The 18,434-nt window shown below is 34.3% G+C and carries 13 protein-coding genes and 1 pseudogene; 2 read left to right on the plus strand and 12 right to left on the minus strand.

The features are described 5' to 3' along the window. The first annotated feature begins 829 nt into the window (after positions 1–829). On the plus strand, positions 830–1,831 hold the full coding sequence (locus tag BOW55_RS18655; protein ID WP_129025757.1) for a sensor histidine kinase: 1,002 nt from the start codon (positions 830–832) through the stop codon (positions 1,829–1,831). Positions 1,832–1,835: 4 nt separating this feature from the next. After that, positions 1,836–2,621 (plus strand): sigma-54 dependent transcriptional regulator, encoded by a 786-nt coding sequence (locus BOW55_RS18660; protein WP_129025759.1) that lies wholly within the window; start codon positions 1,836–1,838, stop codon positions 2,619–2,621. Here the strand turns inward: BOW55_RS18660 and BOW55_RS18665 are convergent. The 12 genes and pseudogenes from BOW55_RS18665 to BOW55_RS18715 form a co-directional block, all read right to left on the minus strand. Next, on the minus strand, positions 2,506–3,591 hold the full coding sequence (locus BOW55_RS18665; protein WP_129025761.1) for a DUF11 domain-containing protein: 1,086 nt from the start codon (positions 3,589–3,591) through the stop codon (positions 2,506–2,508). The genes BOW55_RS18660 and BOW55_RS18665 overlap by 116 nt on opposite strands. A gap of 1,369 nt (positions 3,592–4,960) precedes the next feature. Further along, a pseudogene (locus tag BOW55_RS18670) lies at positions 4,961–5,619 on the minus strand (rhamnogalacturonan acetylesterase). A 622-nt stretch (positions 5,620–6,241) separates the two neighbouring features. Beyond that, a complete protein-coding gene (locus BOW55_RS18675) occupies positions 6,242–7,588 on the minus strand; it encodes a glycoside hydrolase family 28 protein (protein ID WP_129025763.1) in 1,347 nt (448 codons plus the stop codon). Between the two features lie 140 nt (positions 7,589–7,728). Next, positions 7,729–9,732: a pectate lyase gene (gene pelA, locus BOW55_RS18680; protein ID WP_129025765.1), complete on the minus strand. Its 2,004-nt coding sequence runs from the start codon at positions 9,730–9,732 to the stop codon at positions 7,729–7,731. An 8-nt stretch (positions 9,733–9,740) separates the two neighbouring features. Beyond that, positions 9,741–11,339 carry a glycoside hydrolase 43 family protein gene (locus BOW55_RS18685; protein WP_129025767.1) on the minus strand — a complete coding sequence of 533 codons (1,599 nt, stop codon included), beginning with the start codon at positions 11,337–11,339 and terminating at the stop codon, positions 9,741–9,743. 239 nt (positions 11,340–11,578) lie between these two features. Next, positions 11,579–12,799 carry a glycoside hydrolase family 105 protein gene (locus BOW55_RS18690; protein WP_129025769.1) on the minus strand — a complete coding sequence of 407 codons (1,221 nt, stop codon included), beginning with the start codon at positions 12,797–12,799 and terminating at the stop codon, positions 11,579–11,581. Between the two features lie 24 nt (positions 12,800–12,823). Further along, positions 12,824–13,525 carry a glycoside hydrolase family 105 protein gene (locus tag BOW55_RS21700; RefSeq protein ID WP_371414541.1) on the minus strand — a complete coding sequence of 234 codons (702 nt, stop codon included), beginning with the start codon at positions 13,523–13,525 and terminating at the stop codon, positions 12,824–12,826. Continuing rightward, on the minus strand, positions 13,447–14,028 hold the full coding sequence (locus BOW55_RS21705) for a glycoside hydrolase family 88 protein (protein WP_371414540.1): 582 nt from the start codon (positions 14,026–14,028) through the stop codon (positions 13,447–13,449). The genes BOW55_RS21700 and BOW55_RS21705 overlap by 79 nt, the downstream gene beginning before the upstream one ends. Positions 14,029–14,041: 13 nt before the next feature. Continuing rightward, the gene (locus BOW55_RS18700) at positions 14,042–15,241 is read right to left on the minus strand and encodes a glycoside hydrolase family 105 protein (RefSeq protein ID WP_129025771.1); all 1,200 of its coding nucleotides are present in this window, start codon (positions 15,239–15,241) and stop codon (positions 14,042–14,044) included. Positions 15,242–15,526: 285 nt separating this feature from the next. Beyond that, entirely contained in the window at positions 15,527–16,492 is a 966-nt protein-coding gene (locus BOW55_RS18705; RefSeq protein WP_129025773.1) for a DUF4861 family protein, read from the minus strand. 10 nt (positions 16,493–16,502) lie between these two features. Further along, positions 16,503–17,438 carry an alpha/beta hydrolase gene (locus BOW55_RS18710; RefSeq protein ID WP_129025775.1) on the minus strand — a complete coding sequence of 312 codons (936 nt, stop codon included), beginning with the start codon at positions 17,436–17,438 and terminating at the stop codon, positions 16,503–16,505. A gap of 103 nt (positions 17,439–17,541) precedes the next feature. Next, positions 17,542–18,434, minus strand: an 893-nt coding sequence (locus tag BOW55_RS18715) for a RagB/SusD family nutrient uptake outer membrane protein (protein ID WP_164975069.1), incomplete at its 5' end; no start/stop codon positions are given.

An 18,434-nucleotide genomic window follows, 5' to 3' on the forward strand; every position in this document is an offset into this window, starting at 1 on the left:
ATTGCTTTTTCAATTTTATTCCATTTATGTGTGAAATGACCAAACGGCGAATAAACATGGATAAAACATCTGTAAAACTGATTCTATATTTATTTTTACCTTTTTCAGATTTCATTTTTTTTGCTAATCGAAAAATAATTTCACAAATCGAATTAACAAAAGAGTATTGAATCATAAGAAAAAGTATAATCAAGACTAAGCTTCTTATTATCCATTCTACAAGATCATCTTGTATATATAAGTCGAGAAAAATCAAAATAAATAAAACAATTCCAAAAAGAGCAAAATCCAATTTCTATAAATATTTTTAAAATACTATTTCGTTTAATTTTTGTATTTCAGAAACATTCAATTCAAATTGTAATGAAAAGTTAGAAGTTCTCATACTCATAATAAAATTGGCAGGCTGGATTTGTTTTCAGTAGAGCAAAATTATAACAAACTCCTAAGCGCATTTGACCACTCTAAGACATAATATTATCAAAATAAGACTTTAATTAACTACAAGAAACAGTTGTAAGAAACATCATAAAATAAAATAAGCAATTTTATCGCACAAAACAAATTATCAAACAGCCTCTATAGGTTAAAAAAATATCAAAATAAGCCATAAAAATAATTCATATTTATTTTATTTTCAAATAGTTAAACAAATAACACATTTGATATCTCTACCTCAAAAAAATAATTACTTTTGCCGAAATCTAGAACGATAAAAAATTTATTTCTTACAAAATGAAATTGGAGTCAACCGAAAAAAAGCTTAAAGAAAGAGTTAAAGAGCTAACATGTCTTCTTGAAATTTCATCGATAATTGCACAAGCAGATCGTGCTGAAAAAAAAGATTCTTCAAAAAATAATTCTAAGCACAAAAAAAGCCTATCTGCACAATGACGATATAGTTATTGAACTTCAGATTCAAGATTTCGTTTTGACTACGTCGAAACTGCCAAAACAGAGTGCCTTTCAAATCAGTGGTATAACAATTTTGGGAACAAATGCAGGTTTCATAAAAGCACATTATCCTAAAAATAAGTATAACAACAGTCATTTTCTTGATGAGGAACAAAAACTCCTTCACGCAATTGCATTTGAAATTGGAAATTACTTAGAAAAGTTTCAAATTTTAGAAAAAAAGAACCAATTGATAAGAGCCATGGAACGCATGGATCGTTTATCAATACTAAGTGAAATGACGGCTGGTATTGCACACGAACTCAACAGTCCTTTGGCGAATATTTTAGGATATGCAGAACTAATCAAACTTAATAATAATGACCCCGAAATTGATGCAGATATTACAACAATAATAAATTCAGCAATTTACAGCAGGAAAATTATAAACAAAATTTTATCATTCACCAGTGATGTTCCATATCATTTAGAAAAACAAGAAATTAAGCCCATTATAACTTTCGCATTTTCGCTTTTAAAGCAAAACTTCCAAAGAAAAGAAATTAAAAATGAACTGCTGTATAAAAATACAATTGATTCTATCTATGTTGATTCTATACAACTAACACAAGCTTTACTAAATATATTAATAAATGCGATCGACGCTTCTCCAGAAAAAAGCATACTAAAAACTACAATTGAAAACGATTTTCACTACTTATTTATCACCATAGAAGATCAAGGTCAAGGTATACAGGAAAACATCAAATCAAAAATATTTGATCCTTTTTTTACAACAAAAGTTTCAAGTGATGGTTGTGGTATAGGCTTGACAATGGTATCTCGAATAGTCAAAATTCATAATGGCGAAATAATAATTAAGGACAATTTTCCTCAAGGAACCATTTTTACAATAAAACTACCAATAACTGAATAAAGATATGCCTTTACGAAAAGAAAAAATACTAATTGTAGATGACAGCTATGAGATGCTTGAGTTAATTCAACGCTATTTAACCAAGCGGAATTATCTTACTTATAAGGCATCTTCTGTCATAGAAGCAATTGAAGTTCTAAAACACAACTCAATTGATTTGTTGGTTACAGATTTTTACATGCCTGAACTTAACGGTACAGAGTTGTTAAAATATGCTGCCGAACATTTTCCATCGCTTCCAAAATTAGTTATAACAGGAATGCCGTCTATTGCGAATGCCATAAATGCCTTAAAATCTGGTGCATTAGACTATCTAGCTAAGCCCTTTACTGCTGAAGAATTTTATCTAGCTGTTGAAAACTCGCTTTTAAGAGCAAAAAACAACCAAATATTATCCTCAGAAGGCAAACTTTCATTATCCGAAGAGAATAATTATGCCGGAATAATCGGGTATTCTAAGCAATTTAAAAAATTGGTTGACACAATAGAGCGCGTAAAAAACAACACTGCAAATGTATTAATCGAAGGTGAAAGCGGTACAAGTAAAGAATTAATTGCAAGAGCCATTCATTATCAAGGTGCCCGAGCCAAAATGCCGTTTATAACAATCAATTGCGGCGGAATTCCCGAAAGTCTTATAGAGTCGGAACTATTTGGTCATGCGAAAGGTGCATTTACAGGCGCAGCAGAATCAAGAATTGGCTTATTTCAGGCTGCACATAAAGGAACCATTTTCTTAGATGAAATTGGCTGTTGTATATACTCGATGCTGCTCCAGAACCAGTATTAGCTATTGTATAAGATACCGTACCATTAGTACAAAAACTTCCATAAGCAGCCCCATCAATACGTGATAGTGAAATCGCGGCATTACTTGCTGGGGTATTAATAGACGCTGTTGAAGTATCTGAAAAGCAAAAATTATTATTAGAATCTCCCGAACCAGCTTTCATAGTCAACTGAATTGAAGACGTCAAAGCACAACTAGTCATCTGTTCTGTAAGCACCAATGTAATTTCTTCATCTTTATCAAAACTGGCATCTGCTATACCTGAAGTTGTTGTAATTGCGCTTTGTAACGCTGCTCCTGTTAAGGTAATACGGTATCCGTTGGTTATAGGGGTTACGGTACCAAAATTGGAACTTACCAATTTATAATATGGATATTGTGTACCTGTTATCACGCTCGTCTCAAAATATACCGTAGATAAAGATACGTTTCCGCTGTTTTTAAACTTAACTGTGCGGGTTGCATTGGTGTTCAAAGGCGTAGAAAGTGCCTGTGGGCTTGGCACACTAGAAAATACAAAAGCCGGCGCTGGCGTACTCGCCGCTACCGGGCTTACAGCTGTCTGCAATGAAACATTTCCTGAAGAAAGGACATTGTAATTGATATTTGCATTGGTAAAACCGCAGTTAATGCGCGCGCTGAATGTTACCGTAAGCGTGTTGGTTGAAGGTATATCTCCCAATGCAAAAACCGGAATCTGCAGATTGCTGACATTGGATTGCGTTGCTCCTGATATAGAGCCTGTAACATACTCCATTCCCGCTGGCAGTGTTACAGTCAGTTTTGCCCCGCTCAATACTGCTGCATTATTATTTGTAATGTCTAACTTATACGTACCCGAAGCGCCTCCCTGTACCAGAGTGGCGGGCTGATAAGATGTAGGAGCAGTATTAATCACTATCTGGGCAAAAGATTCGCTTCCTACTGCAAACATTAATAACAACAAAACGAATGTAAATCTTGTTTTCATAATTGGTTTATTTATTAAAAAAATCTAATAATCCCTGTTTATTGATTTAACAACTTACATGGGCTGGTTTTCTATTTACTTTTAATTGTAGTTTTTCAACAACCTGATTATCAATAAATATTCTGCGCAAAATTCCAGATATTCTCCCTTTAATATTATCAGTAAAAGATTTTAATGTATCATTTTAAGCCAAATTTTTAACATTTAGATTTTGACATACCTGCCTTTAGGACTGCCCCAAATAAGAAGATTTTTAACCTTGAAGTCTTAGTCAAAACCTACAAATTCATTATTATAACTGAGCTGAAAACAAAAAATGATGTATTATAACTCGCTAAAGAAACCCCTAAACCATTTGAGATTTGACTTGCGAGCTTACACTTTATTCACTCATTCCTAGATTTTAAAATAATCTAGAAATAAAAATTCGAAGCAAAAAGATATACGATTTATTGAAAGGCTTTTAGAAGAATATGTTCTCGCTTTTTCTTTTTAAAAACTATAAGAAAAGTCAAAACAAATACAAATATACTGTTTTTCAATGCTTTACAAACAAACCATCCAAAAAAACATTGTGTAAAGACAAAAAGAAAGCCTAATTATAATCGCTGGGTTTTGCAAAATAAAAAGCAAAAAAAATGAGAGAACGTAGATTCTCTCATTTCCAAAAAAATTATTATGGCTTATAAAAACTGAGTTACTATAAATTCCAAAAACAACTAAAATAATAACAACAGTATCTTCTGCAAGAATAATAGCTAAAATATTATAAAAAAGACACTAAAAGTTTTTTATACAGCATTTTAAGACAGAAAAGATTAATGGTTAATGGTGAATTGTTGATGGTGAATGGATGCTTGTTACTTGTTACTTGCGAATGGGTTATTGTGAAATGTAGAAGGGTAATTGTAAATGATTAAAGGGAAGTCTAATAACCTTAAAACCATAGGCTGCTATTATCTTTACACGTTTCCCGTGGTTGAAACCACGGGCTATGGTTAGGTTAGGTTTTTAGAATGCGGGCTTTCGGTCAACAACTATAAGCTAACAACCAACAACTATAAAATTGGCTTTTAGGCATAAAAAAAGAGAAAACAATGTGTTTTCTCTTTTTAAAATATTACGTAAAAAAGGTAAAAAATCTTACTGAGAATTTCACAGCCAGTCTGATATTTACAGTTGCAAAATTAGCATCGCAATTACTGCTTTATTACCATTAAAAGGTTTTAATGCAGCATTTTAAGACAAAAATCAATAGTTGATGGTTGATGGTTGATGGTTGATGGTTAGTACTGAATTTAGAAATCTAATGATTAACAAATGTCAAATTTCAACAGCCAACAACCATAAACTATAAACTATAAACATTTTACATTTTGCAATTATCCTTAAGTTTTTTTAGCTGTGGATCTTCTGACTGTTTTATTTGATTGATGACAATTTGTGCAATTTTTGTGGCTCCTAGTAAAGAGAGGTGCGTATCATCGGCTTTGTCTTTATCATAATAAGGATTCTCACCTGCTTTAAAATGCAAATGCAGCTGTTTTGATTTTTCGGGACCATAAGACTGCTCCAGAAGTTCTGTGTAATACTCTAAATCAATAAAAGGTACTTTGTATTCCTGCGCCGTCAAACGGGTTTCTAGGGGATAATCGCCATGCGTAGGTACGAGAACTCCTTTTTCATTAAAATTACGTCGGGCAATTGAGGTTAATAAAACCGGAATTGCTCCTTTTTCTCTGCTCTCTTTTACAAAACGAATTAGATTGTATCGATAGGTCGTATGCGGATTTGTATAACGTGTTGAGTCTTCTATTTTTTCGTCGTTGTGTCCAAATTCGATAAAAACATAATCGCCTTTTTTTAATTTTTATAGATAGAATCCCAACGTTTTTCGTTGATAAAACTTTTGGTGCTTCGACCATTTACGGCTTTGTTTACAACTACAATATCATTTTTAAAAAAAGGCTGTAATACCTGCGCCCATCCGTGTTCTGGGTTTTTATCAGGGTCTTTTTTATTTGCCATTGTCGAATCGCCAATTGTGTATAAGGTTGTTTTTTGTGCAAAACAAGCTGACGTAATTAGTAATGTTAAGAAGATGTATTTTTTCATTTTTGTTTGTTTTTTTGTTTCGTGTTCCTTATGGCTATTGGGATTGCTGGTTTATGTCATTTCAACTGAAAGGAGACTCGAGCGATAGCGAATAGACGAAGTAAATCGCACTAGCGGCTCCGCACAGTAAATCCTAATCGTTGTGGAATTCTGTGTGTGATTTCTCCCTTTGGTAGAAATTACAAACTATGTTTTATCGCACTTTATGTCATTTCGACTGAAAGGAGAAATCGCACTAGCAGCTCTGCACAGTAAATCCGAATCGTTGCGGAATCCTGTGTGTGATTTCTCCCTTTGGTCGAAATGACAAACTATGTTTTATCGCACTTTATGTCATTTCGACTGAAAGGAGAAATCACACTAGTAGCTCGACACTGTAAATTTCAATCGTTGCGGAATTCTGTGTGTGATTTCTCCTTTCAGTCGAAATGACAAAATGCATCTAATAATCTACTTCTCTGCGTCTCTACAAAAAACCTTTGTTCTTCTGTCCCTCTGCCCCTTTGCTCCTTTGTCCCTTTGAACCTAAAAAAAACTAATGCTTAGAAACTGCCGTAGGCACTCCTGCTCTTTTGCCAATAAAAACATCTGTCATCAAAACATTTTCTGCATTTTCATTTGACAGGGCATTTTTTGCTTCTTTTATTTCGATATTGTTCAGCGATATGTTTCTGATTTTTTTATCTGGAAAACCCTGAATTACAATTCCAGATTCTGATGCTTTGTTACAGGTAATATTAGAAAAATGAATGTTTGAAATATCCGATTGCCAGCCTTTTCCTTCTCCATGATAATTTGCGGTCATATACAAACAGTCTTCAACTTGATCTAATTGTATGTTTCTGACAAAAACATTTTTAATGTAACCGCCACGGTCGGCATTGGTTTTTAAATAAATTCCTCTTTTTAAATAACCTATTGTTTTGCAGTTCTCGACAAATACATTCTGCACTCCTGCAGACATTTCGCTGCCTATTACCACTCCGTGAAGTCCTTTAAAATTACAATTTCTAATTACAATATTCTCGCTTGGCGTTGCTGTATTGGCTCTTCCTTCGTGATCTCTACCGGCTTTAATGGCAACGTTGTCGTCTCCATTATCAAAGGTTACATTTTCAATCAAAACATCTTTTGCGTATTCAGGATCGATTCCGTCGTTGTTATGGTTTAATGATTTATAGCGGATGCCTCGAACGGTAATGCTTTGTGATTTTAAAAGATGCAGACACCAAAACGGCGAATTTTCGATTCTGACATTCTCAACTAATACATTTTTACAATTTAAAAACTGAATCATCTGCGGACGTAAAAAATAGCCTTCTCCAAATTTTCGATCTTTTAACGGCACATTATTATGGTTCATGTCACGGCTTAGCTCCTTACCTGGCCCCTCTTTTGCTTTAAAACTTCTCCAGACTTTCCCGCCTTCGCCATCAATTATTCCTTCGCCAGTAAGCGCAATATTAGTACAGTCAGCAGCATAAATAAGCGGACTGTAATTGTAAAGCATGGTTCCTTCCCAGCTTGTTAAAACCAAAGGATAATCTTGAGGGTTATCGCTGAATTTTATTTTGGCTCCTTTTTCTATTTTCAAATTTACATTGCTGACAAAATGAATAGGCCCGTTTATTTTATAAATTCCTTTTGGAACAATAATGGTTCCTCCGCCTTTCTTTTTACAGAGCGCCATTGCTTTATCAAACACTGTTTTATTGTTTGTAATAGAATCTCCTTTTGCTCCTATTTTTACAATATTAATTTGATAAGCCGGAAACACAGGAAGCTGAATTCTGTTTACTATCGAATCGACTTTTGCTGTTGGAAAATCATTTTTCTGAGCAAAGGAAACGCAGGATATTAATAAGATAAGTAGATATTTCATTTTTTTTTAGGTTCTAAGGTTCTTAAATTTTAAGGCACAAAGGAGCAAAGGCTCAGAGGTTCAAAGGTTGATTCGAATACTTCGTATTTTCGTTCCTACGGATCTTTGCAACTTTGTTCCTTTGTACCTCTGAACCTTTACTAAAAATACCAATTAGGCACTGTATCTTTTAGAATATTTTCTATCGAATATTGCTCTGCTTCAGTTTTTGTAAGCTGATGTGACCATGTAACTCTTTTCTTTGGTTGAAATCCTTCGCCGCTGTTATTGTATTCGGCATAAAAGGTATTTTTCTCTGCATCAGGTTTTGACCAATTTTCCCAGCCTTCGGGTTTTATATGTTTGCCTAATTCGCATTCGATAAAAACGGTTTTGGCATATATACGCCAGGGTCTTCCCAGATAAACAGCGTTTGCTTCAGGTTCTGCAGTTAGTTTGCAATTTTTGAAAACAAAACCATAAGCAACGCCTTCGGGAGTTGAAGCGGCTGTTACGTATGAACTTTTAATGCTGTGAATGACGCAGTTTTCAAATAAAGCTGTAGCTCCGCCAAAAATAAAATCGGTTGTTCCTTCGATATAACAGTTTCTAAAATACTGCTTGGCATTTTTTCCTGATAAATATAGGGTGTCTTGATTTCCAGAAATAATACAGCTGGTAATTCTAGCACGATTGCCGGTAACTGATAGTGCAATTGCTTGACCTTTATCACCCGAAGCGTTTTTAATGGTTAGGTTAAATGCTGTAAAATCGTCTGCTTCTACTAAAAGTGTTGAAGTATAAAAGGTGCTGTTTCGTCCTAGGTTGATTTTCGAAAAATTATCATCAAAAGTAATGATCGTTTTTTCTTTACTTTCGCCAAATAAAATCAAATTGTTGTTCCATTCAGGCACTCTAAGCTTTTCGTTGTATGTTCCGTTTTTAATGAGTATGGTTACTTTTTCATAAGGAAAAGAGGGGCTCGCATATATGGCATCTTGTATTTTGGTAAAATCTCCAGTACCATCCTGTGCTACGGTAAAAAAAACAACTTTCTTTTTCTCTGCTCCTGTTTCTGAAACTTTTGTACCATTTTTAATTCCCCAAGCTGTATATTTTTTCAATACTTCTTTTGGTTCATCTGTATACCAAGCGTAACCGTTTCTGCGTTCTGCACCAATTTCATCTAGTGATTTCTTTTTGATTCCGTCACGATCGCAAAAGAAAGGTTCGTTATTGTCCAATTCCATAAATCTTGCCCAGATTGGTGCCGCATTTTGAGTTGGAATCATCTTTTTATCAATAACTTTTCCTGCATCGTTTAAAACACGCTTTTCTTCTAGATTGGTAATTTTTGTTTTCTCAAACCATGCGTAGGCACTTTTTACAGCGGTCATAACCTCTGCTGATGGTTTTTTAATTGCCATTAAAAGCAGTACAATTTTAGCTGATTCTTTTCCGCTTAGCGAAGGCAATTCATACGCTCTCGCTTTTGCAGGAAGCAGTGTAACTTCGTCATGCTGTGCGCACCAAGCTGTTAAAACTCCGTTTTGTTTATATTGTGTTTTGATGATGCAGTCTATTCCTTTATCAAAAGCTGTTTTTGCTTTGGCAATACTTTCTTTTGAAGGTTTGATGCTGTAGAAATCTGTTTCCTCGCTTACTTCTTTCATCACCTCTAAAATACGAACCATCGAATCGTCATTGTACGTAATATGGGTGTAATATCCTTTTTTTAAAGGATAAAATTGAGGCCAGCCGCCATTTGCATATTGTGCTTCCAGTAAATAATTTAACCCTTTTAAAAATGATTCTTTGTAACGCTCGTCTTTTACCTGAGCATACATTTTAGACATATAAAGCATTTCCTGAGTAGTTGCTCCATTGTCTGTTGTGGTTTCTTTTGTGGTCTTTTTAATGTCGAGTAAATCCTTTTTCTGCGAAGGAGTCAGCTCATTCTGCATTTGAATATTCTTTGGCCAGCCCCCAATATCTCTTTGGTAAAGCAGTACATTTTCGGCAATCTTTTTAGCTTCTTCGGTACCAAACCATGAAGCATCGTTTTTACGAATTATATCCTGCCAATTTTTATAGGTGTTTTGTGCCTGAATACTAAAACTCAAAACAATACTAAAAAGCAATAGGATTTTTTTTAACTGATTCATTCTAAATTTTATTTCGTTACTCTAAACCAATCAACTGCCACATTTCCTGAATCGTTTGTTACTTTTTCGCTTAAAGCAAAAAGTCCCATTTTTGCACCAATCCATTTTCCTTCGATTGAAGTAAAATCACTTCCTATCGGCTGATAGTTTTTATCATCTAAGCTATAAAAGAAACTGCAAATTCCGCCTTTTTTTACTTTTACTTTCAAATAAATTGTATTACTTGAAATTAAAATAGGTTTTGTTTCTGTTTCTGAAACAGTTTTATTAAAAGTTCCTGTTTTTTGGTTTAGATATAATTTTCCATTATCGTTTTTAAAGCACAAATAACTATAATCCAATCCCATAATAATCAATCCCGTCGATTCTCCGTTTAATCTTGCATTGAAAGTTAATTTGGCTGTTGCCGAAAATTCTTCAGCAGGAAATTTTTGAAGCAATAAATTTGGTGCATCAAAAATTCTTTTACTGTCTTTAATTGTGGTCATGCAAAACAAATTCAAATAACCAAGACTTGTAGGCAACCCCCAGTTAATCTGAGAATTTGCGTGCCACTGCCATTGCAATCCTAATTTTGGTTCGTTAAACTCATCTGATGTTGCAGGGTTTTCTATTGGATATTTTTTGCCAACATTTGGCTTTTTATATGTTGTAACCGGTTCTCCTATTCCATTTTTATCAAAATCCTGTCCCATAACCGGCCAATCTTTCTCCCATTTCATAGGCTGCAAATGCACAATTCTTCCGTAAGCACCTTTATCCTGAAAATGAATAAACCAGTCTTCGCCTGTCTGTGTCTGTACCCACGCTCCTTGATGCGGACCGTTTATTTTGGTTGATCCTTGTTCTAAAACTTTCTTCTTTTCATAAGGTCCAAAAACATTTTTAGATCTTAAAATAGTCTGCCAGCCTGTTGGTACTCCTCCAGCTGGTGCAAAAATGTAATAGTAATTGTTTCTTTTGTAGAATTTAGGCCCTTCAATTGTGCCTTCGCCGTCATGTCCGTCAATCACCATTACTTCATCATTATTAGCAATTGTTCCTTCGGCATTCATGCTGCACACCACAATTAAACTTTTAATCTGCGCTCGGCTTCCTGCAAATGCGTGCACTAAATAAACTTTTCCATCATCATCCCAAAGCGGACTCGGATCAATAAGTCCTTTTCCTGCTTTTACTAAAAGCGGTTCTGACCAAGGTCCTTCAGCCTTTTTAGCTTTTATCATATAAATCCCAAAATCAGGATCTGGATAATAAATGTAAAATTCGTTGTTGTGAAAAGTAATACTTGGCGCCCAAACACCGTTTCCGTGCTGCACTTTATCATACGTTTCAAAAGGCGGCTGTTTTGGCAGCGCGTAGCTTATAATTTTCCAGTTTACCAAATCTTTCGAATGTAAGATTGGTAATCCCGGAATACAATTAAAAGACGATGCTGTCATATAAAAATCATCTCCAACCCTTACTGCATCAGGATCTGAATAATCGGCATGAATAATTGGATTTGTATACGTTCCGTCTCCATTATCTGGTGTCCATACTTGTGCTGTATTTTTCTGAAATGAAAATACGGAAAGGAGAAGAACAGCGATTTTTATACTTTTCATTTTTGTTTTGTTTTTTTACTCAAGGCCTTTTTTGTCATTTCGATCCCGAGGCTTCGGGAGAGAAATCGCACTAGAAATTCCGTACAGAATGTCTTCAATCTTTGTCGAATTACGAGTGCGATTTCTCCCTCTGGTCGAAATGACAATACTTTGTGCTTTCCTAATAATTATACTAACCAATCATTAATAACTAATCATTAATAACTAATCATTAATAATTAACAATTAACAATTATAAACTATCTATTTAATTCTAAAGCAGCCAAAATAAAAGGACCAGTTGCTTTAGGATCGTTGTCTTTTTTTCTTTCGTTTACATAATATTCATAAGAACCATCACGGTATGGAGTTCCTCCTAAACCTGCAACTTGGCAGCAGTTTGTTAATGTAATACCGCCGTCTTCATCTACTTTTTTGATTAAAACTGTTGTTAATCCGTCAAAAGCTTTGTTTGCTAATTTTTTATATTTTGCAGGAAGATATCCTTTGTTTGCTCCTTTTGCAAAAGCATAAGCAAACATTGATGATCCTGAAGCTTCTAAATAGTTTCCTTTTCCTCCTGCTTTATCTGTAACTTGATACCATAATCCAGATTTATCTTGATATTTAGCCAAAGCTGCTGATACATTGTTTAAATACTTAATTAATTCTGCTCTCTTTGGATGTTCTTTTGGCATATAATCTAAAACGTCAACAAGTGCCATTGCATACCAGCCTAAAGCTCTTGACCAAAAATTTGGTGAGTTTCCTGTTACTTTATTTGCCCAAGGCATTGCTTTACTTTCATCCCAACCGTGGTACAATAATCCTGTTTTAGGATCTGTGGCGTGTAATTGAATCAACTCAAATTGTTTTGCGATGTCATCAAAACTTTTTCCATTCTCAAAAGTCAATGTGTATTCTGCGTAAAATGGTTCTCCCATATACAAACCGTCTAACCACATTTGGTTTGGATAAATTTGTTTGTGCCAGAATCCGCCGCTCGCTGTACGAGGCTGCTCTGTTAATTGTTTGCGAACCAATTGCATTGCTTTTAAATATTTATCCTGTTTTGTTTCGGCATAAATAGCAAAAAGTAAACGCCCCGGAACCACCAAATCGATATTGTATTTATCTAGTTCGTACGTTTTAATCGTACCGTCTTCCTGCACCAATTCATCTACATAACCTCTTATATAGGCTTTGTAACGTGGATCTGGATTTTTTTTGTACAAATCTTCGATAGAGTGTAATACTAAGGCATGAACATAATCCCATTTTGGTTTTTTAGAATCGTCGATCATGTAACTTTCTGGATGACGTTTCATCAAGGTTAAAGCCATTTTATCTGACCATTTCATGTCTTTCGAAATAACGATTTCCTTTTTTGCAGTTTCCTGTGAAGTTACTTTACAGCCCGTTAAAGCCATTACGCAAACTAATAAAACCGACATAAAACTGTGTTTCCTACTATTTTTCATTTCAAAATATATTTAAAAATTCTACTATTGTTCTACTTCTAATGCGGCCAAAATAAATGGCCCTAAACCGTGTGAGTTATCTATTTTTATTTTCTCTTTTATATAATATTCAAAAGAACCATCGCGGTACGGATTTCCTCCTAATCCTGCACTGGCGCAAACTTGTGTAATATGAATTTCGCCATCTGCATCAACGGTAACCAATTTTTTAGTAATGGCGTCAAAACCTTTTAAAGCGAGTTTTTTATACGATGCTGGTAAATATCCTTTTTTTGCTCCTTTCGCAAAAGCGTAAACAAACATTTCAGATCCGGAGGCTTCAAGATAATTACCATCTTTATTTCCTGCATCGGTAACTTGATACCATAATCCAGATTTGTCCTGATATTTTGCCACTGCTTTTGAAATATCATTTAAATACTGAATCAATTCTTTTCTTTTTGGATGTTCTTTTGGCATGTAATCCAAAACATCAACCAATGCCATCATGTACCAGCCAATAGAACGTGACCAGAAATTGGGTGAAGTTCCTGTTTCTTTATTTGCCCAAGGCATTTGTTTACTTTCGTCCCACGCATGAAAAAGCAATCCTGTTTTTTTGTCCAGCGTGTGCAGATGAATTTGTTCGAATTGTTTGGCAACATCGTCTAAATCTTTTCCCTTATCAAATTCAACCGTATATCTTGCATAGAATGGTGTTCCCATATACAAACCGTCGAGCCACATTTGATACGGATATATTTTTTGTGCCAAAATCCTCCTGAGTTTGTTCTTGGATGTGTTTCTAATTGCTTTCTTAAAGTCTGCATTGCCGTTAAATAACGATTATCATTTGTTCTTTTGTAAAGTTCAAACAAAAACTTACCCGGATTTACATAATCGATATTATAATCTTCGAGTTTGTAGTTCATAATTTCTCCCGAAGGATTAATTACTGTTTCTCCGTAAGCTTTGATGTAATCGCCGTAAACAGGATTATTTGTTTTTTGATGTAATTTTTCAAAAGAAGTCATCAATAAACCCAATTTATAATCCCATTTTGGTTTTTCGTTATTATCGACCTGCCAAGCTTGTGGAGCACGTTTGATAATAGAAAGTGCCATTCGCTCTGACCATTTTAGATCTTTTGAAATAGTATTGGAAGACTGCGCCGAAATTGCATTAAATGAAAATACAATCGCACTTATCAGTACAATTCGGGCAAAACTAAAATGGCTTTTCTTTATCATAATAAATCGTTTGTTATTTATTTAATTCCACTGCACTTAGTAAAAATGCGGCTAATGCTGGCGAACTGTTATCTTTTGTTTTGCTTTTTGCATAATATTCATTTGAACCATCTCGGAAAGGTTTTCCGCCCAATCCTACATTGGATGAAACATTTGAAATCGTAATCTCATTATTTTCATTTGTTTTGACAAATTCGTTTACATATGCATCAAAAGATTTTTGCGCTGTTTTTTTGTACGATGCATTTAAATATCCTTTATCAGCTCCTTTTGCCAAAGCATAAATAATCATTGCTGAACCTGACGATTCTAAATAATTTCCTGTCAATTCTGGTTTATCGGCAACTTGATACCATAATCCTGACGGGCTTTGTGCTTTGACTGCATTCTTGGCAATTTCATTTAAATATGTAACTAGTTCTTTTTGCTTTGGATTGCTTTTAGGAAAATAATCCAATGTTTCTACTAACGCCATCATATACCAGCCAATTCCTCTACTCCATATTGTTGGCGAAGTTCCTGTTTCTTTATTTGCCCAGCCAATTTCTTTACTTTCATCCCAAGCTTGATAAGGCAATCCTGTTTTTTTGTCTAATAAATGATTGTGAACCAATTCAAACTGTTTGGCTATATCGTCTAAACCTTTACCTTTTTCGTACTTAACGGTATATTGGGCATAAAAAGGTTCTGCCATGTACAAACCGTCAATCCACATTTGATTTGGATAAATTTGTTTGTGCCAAAATCCTCCGCTTGGTGTTCTTGGCTGACTTTCAAGCTGCGTTCTTAATTGTTTGATAACCGTTAAATAGCGATTGTCTTTTGTTACTTCATATAAATTAAACAACAATTTTCCCGGATTTACATAATCGATATTGTATTCTTTAATATCATATTTGGCGATGTTTCCATTGCTGTCAATCAGTTCATCTGCATATTCTTTGATATAACTGAGATATTTTTTGTCTTTTGTTTTCAAATACAATTTCTCAAAAGCAGACAAAGTCAAGCTCATTTTATAATCCCATTTTGGTTTCTCTGTTCCGTCGATCTGCCAGGCTTTCGGGTATTTATTCAGAATTGTCACTGCTGTTTTCTCTGACCATTTTGAATTGGCTGAAACTGCAGTTTTATTCTGATTTTCATTGTTCTGAGCAGTTGTAAAAATGCTGTACAACAAGAAAAACGCAAAGACTGTTTTTTTATAATTCATTCTTATATTTTGTTTTGCCACTCCCGATAGCTATCGGGATAATGGATTATTTGGATTATTCTTTGCTTGTTTTAAACACATAGAAACATTCCCGAAAGCTATCTGGATTGAAAACTTAATAAAAGGCGTTTCGCTTGTATTAACAAACATTAGACTTGTTTCTTTTATACTCCTTTGAAAATACAATAATTCTATGTTTATATGTTTAAATATTTTCACGCAGATTTAGCAGATCCAGCAGATTTTTTCTAATCATTTTAATCCTTATAATCTGTGGCAAAAAAATTACATTTTTCCTTTTTTGTTCAGAATTTCTAATTGAGCGTCTAAATATTTCACGAAATCTTCTTTCGATTTTATCCCGTTTTGTTCTTGTTCCCAAGCCCCTAAAAGGTAAAATGAGGTCGCTTTTGTTGTTGGTTTAAAAACTAATAAATAATCTAAATCAGTATCAGCAATATTTTCGATTGTGTTTACTTCATAAAAAATAGCCATTCCTAATTTATCTGGAACTAGAGACTGTACGCCGTACGTTGCCAAATATGCCCATTTTTTGTTTTTACTTTCTTTTTTAAGAAGTTCTGTATTTTTCTGTTTTACAATTCCAGTACAAATTCCTTTAATTTCTTTTGAAGCCTGAACGGTATGTTTTGTATAAAGCTGATCTGGTTTTATTGTTAACGTTGAAGTAAAATCAATTTTATCAGAAGCTGTTTTCCATCCGTAATAATTCACTTTTACGCCAGACTCGTTGTTTTTATTTACAACAGTTGCAATTGTAGAATCTACTTCGCGGAAATGCAGTTTTTCGTTGTTTAAATAACGATCAATTGATCCAATCCCAATTCCTTTTCCTGCTTTTAGGATATCCGCTCCCCAATCGCTCATTTCGTGATACGAATCAAAATTATCCTGACCTACTATTGGCAGAATCATTTTAGAAGTTTTCTTTCCAAAAATATCAATCGCATTTCTCCAGTCTAGATACAAACGGTATCCAATTCGGTTACTTTCCCATCCCGGACCTTCGTAACGAATATCAAAAGAATGATCTGTATGCTCTGGAGCTAATTTTAGTCTGTCTACATTTTTAAAAACGGTTCCGCCTTTGTATTTTCTTCCCTCCCAATGTCCATCTGTTTTAGCAGAAATTTCGGCATATGTTTTAGCGGTTTTAATATCATACTTTTGAGCATTTACTGATGTCAAACCAATTAAAAATAAGGCTGCGACTGTGATTTTTGTTTTCATTTTATTGCAATTATTTGAATGTCTTTTTTAAAAAATTAGTTGTAAAATCAACGGTTGGATTAAACCAAGGCTGAAAAAACCAGAAGGAATGAGGCGAATTTTCGATTGTATGAACCTCACTGTAAATCTTATATTGATTTAGAATCTTTATCATATCATCTCTTCCGGCATGAAACCTGTCGATACTGCTGTTTATAAACAATATTGGAGGTGTATTTTTATTGGTATGGCTTAAAGCCGATGCGTTTTTCCAGTTCTCTGTTTTTTCTTCATAAGAACCTCCAAGCCAAAACGATGCCATCTCTCCTTCTGAAGATTCTGGATGCCTAAATGCTAAAATGCCGTCTACATTGATAATTGCATTTACTTTTGAAGATGATTTACTTTTATTTGAAGGATCATCAAAAGCCGAAATTCCATTTGTTGTACCAATCAAAGCTGCCATTTGCCCTCCCGAAGAACAGCCTAAAACCGCAATTTTGTTTGGATCTACATTGAATTTCTTTGCATTATCTTTTATAAATCTAATTGCATTTTTTACATCATACACGCCGTACGGATATTTTGCTTCGAGCGATAATCTGTATTCTATTGTAAAACAAGAATAGCCTTTTGAAGTTATTTCTTGCGCCAAAGGATTCATTTGGCTTTTATTTCCTGATCTCCATCCACCGCCATGAATCATGATTACAGCTGGATTCTGTTTTTGTTTGTTATTTACAAAAGCATCTAAATGCAGTGTTCTTTCTTTTGATGTAAAATAAGCCACATCGTCAATTTTATCGACGTTTTCATTCTCAGCGATAACTGGAATCGTAATCGACGGGTATTTTTTTATCAATTTAGCATAGGTGCTTTTTACAGTGTACGAAGTGTCGACACTATAAGTCTGCTGTGCATTTGCAAAGCATGTAAATCCTAATAAAATCAATACAATTTTTCGCATTAAAATCCTTCTACTTTTTAGTTAAGAAAGGAGTTCGGCACTTTGGCCAAACTCCTTTTTAACTGCTTCAAAAAAACAATAGTCTCAAAATATTAATCAATTACTAATAACCAGGATTCTGAGGAAAATCTTTATTTTGGTTTAAATCTAAAACCGATTGTGGAATTGGTCTTAAGATTTTAAGTTTACCGCCTACACCAACAAAGTTGGATGCTTTAATTTTATAATTATATGCTGAAGCTCTGTCAACTAATGTTCCTGTACGCTTCAAATCAAACCATCTTTTATATTCGCCTAACAATTCTCTTCCTCTTTCATCAAGAATATAATCGATAGTAAATTGTCCGATTGTCGCATTTGCAACTCCCGCTCTTTTTCTTACTTCATTTAAACGAGCTAAACCTGTTCCTGGTTGTCCTGCTTTTAAATACGCTTCTGCAGCAATTAAGTAAGTTTCTCCCAAACGAGATACGATAATATCTCTTGTACTTACTGGTCCTGTGCTTGAAGGTGTAGTTGGATCTGGATCGTCAAACTTCTTCACTGGAATAGTGTAACAGTCTAAATTTTTAATTAAAGTATGAGCTGCAGAGTACTCTCCCCAAGGGTGGTAAACAAACGTAGCCGCTTTTCTTGAAGCATTTGCAGTTTCCCAAGCTGTTCTGTCAGCAGGCGTAAACCATTTTGGCTCGTAAAAGTGTCTTACTTTTAATGATGCTGGATTTGAACTTCTATAGTATGGATAGTACAAAATAGTTTTAGTAACTCCATTTGTAGTTTCTGGACCTTCAAGAATTTCAGTCATGAAAGTAGCATCCCATCTTTTATCTCCTTTTTCATATAATCCTAAAGCATAATCTGTCGGGCATAAATTGTAGCTTCTTAACGGTGCTCCAGTTTCTGCTCCACCTAAGTAAGAACTAAAATAGTAAAACTGATTATTCCCCAATTTTGTTGGGTCTGTACTTGTTGATGCTTTATCATATTGTACAGAAA

Source organism: Flavobacterium sp. YO12, from assembly GCF_004119495.1.
Taxonomy (GTDB): Bacteria; Bacteroidota; Bacteroidia; order Flavobacteriales; family Flavobacteriaceae; genus Flavobacterium.

Bases quoted from the DNA above. Each gene is read 5' to 3' on its own strand.
- BOW55_RS21705 (WP_371414540.1), bottom strand. From the start codon at position 14,028: ATGATAAAGAAAAGCCATTTTAGTTTTGCCCGAATTGTACTGATAAGT.
- BOW55_RS18685 (WP_129025767.1), bottom strand. From the start codon at position 11,339: ATGAAAAGTATAAAAATCGCTGTTCTTCTCCTTTCCGTATTTTCATTT.
- BOW55_RS18665 (WP_129025761.1), bottom strand. From the start codon at position 3,591: ATGAAAACAAGATTTACATTCGTTTTGTTGTTATTAATGTTTGCAGTA.
- BOW55_RS21700 (WP_371414541.1), bottom strand. From the start codon at position 13,525: ATGTGGCTCGACGGTTTGTATATGGGAACACCATTCTATGCAAGATAT.
- BOW55_RS18690 (WP_129025769.1), bottom strand. From the start codon at position 12,799: ATGAAAAATAGTAGGAAACACAGTTTTATGTCGGTTTTATTAGTTTGC.
- BOW55_RS18675 (WP_129025763.1), bottom strand. From the start codon at position 7,588: ATGAAATATCTACTTATCTTATTAATATCCTGCGTTTCCTTTGCTCAG.
- BOW55_RS18710 (WP_129025775.1), bottom strand. From the start codon at position 17,438: ATGCGAAAAATTGTATTGATTTTATTAGGATTTACATGCTTTGCAAAT.
- BOW55_RS18705 (WP_129025773.1), bottom strand. From the start codon at position 16,492: ATGAAAACAAAAATCACAGTCGCAGCCTTATTTTTAATTGGTTTGACA.
- BOW55_RS18700 (WP_129025771.1), bottom strand. From the start codon at position 15,241: ATGAATTATAAAAAAACAGTCTTTGCGTTTTTCTTGTTGTACAGCATT.
- pelA (WP_129025765.1), bottom strand. From the start codon at position 9,732: ATGAATCAGTTAAAAAAAATCCTATTGCTTTTTAGTATTGTTTTGAGT.
- BOW55_RS18660 (WP_129025759.1), top strand. From the start codon at position 1,836: ATGCCTTTACGAAAAGAAAAAATACTAATTGTAGATGACAGCTATGAG.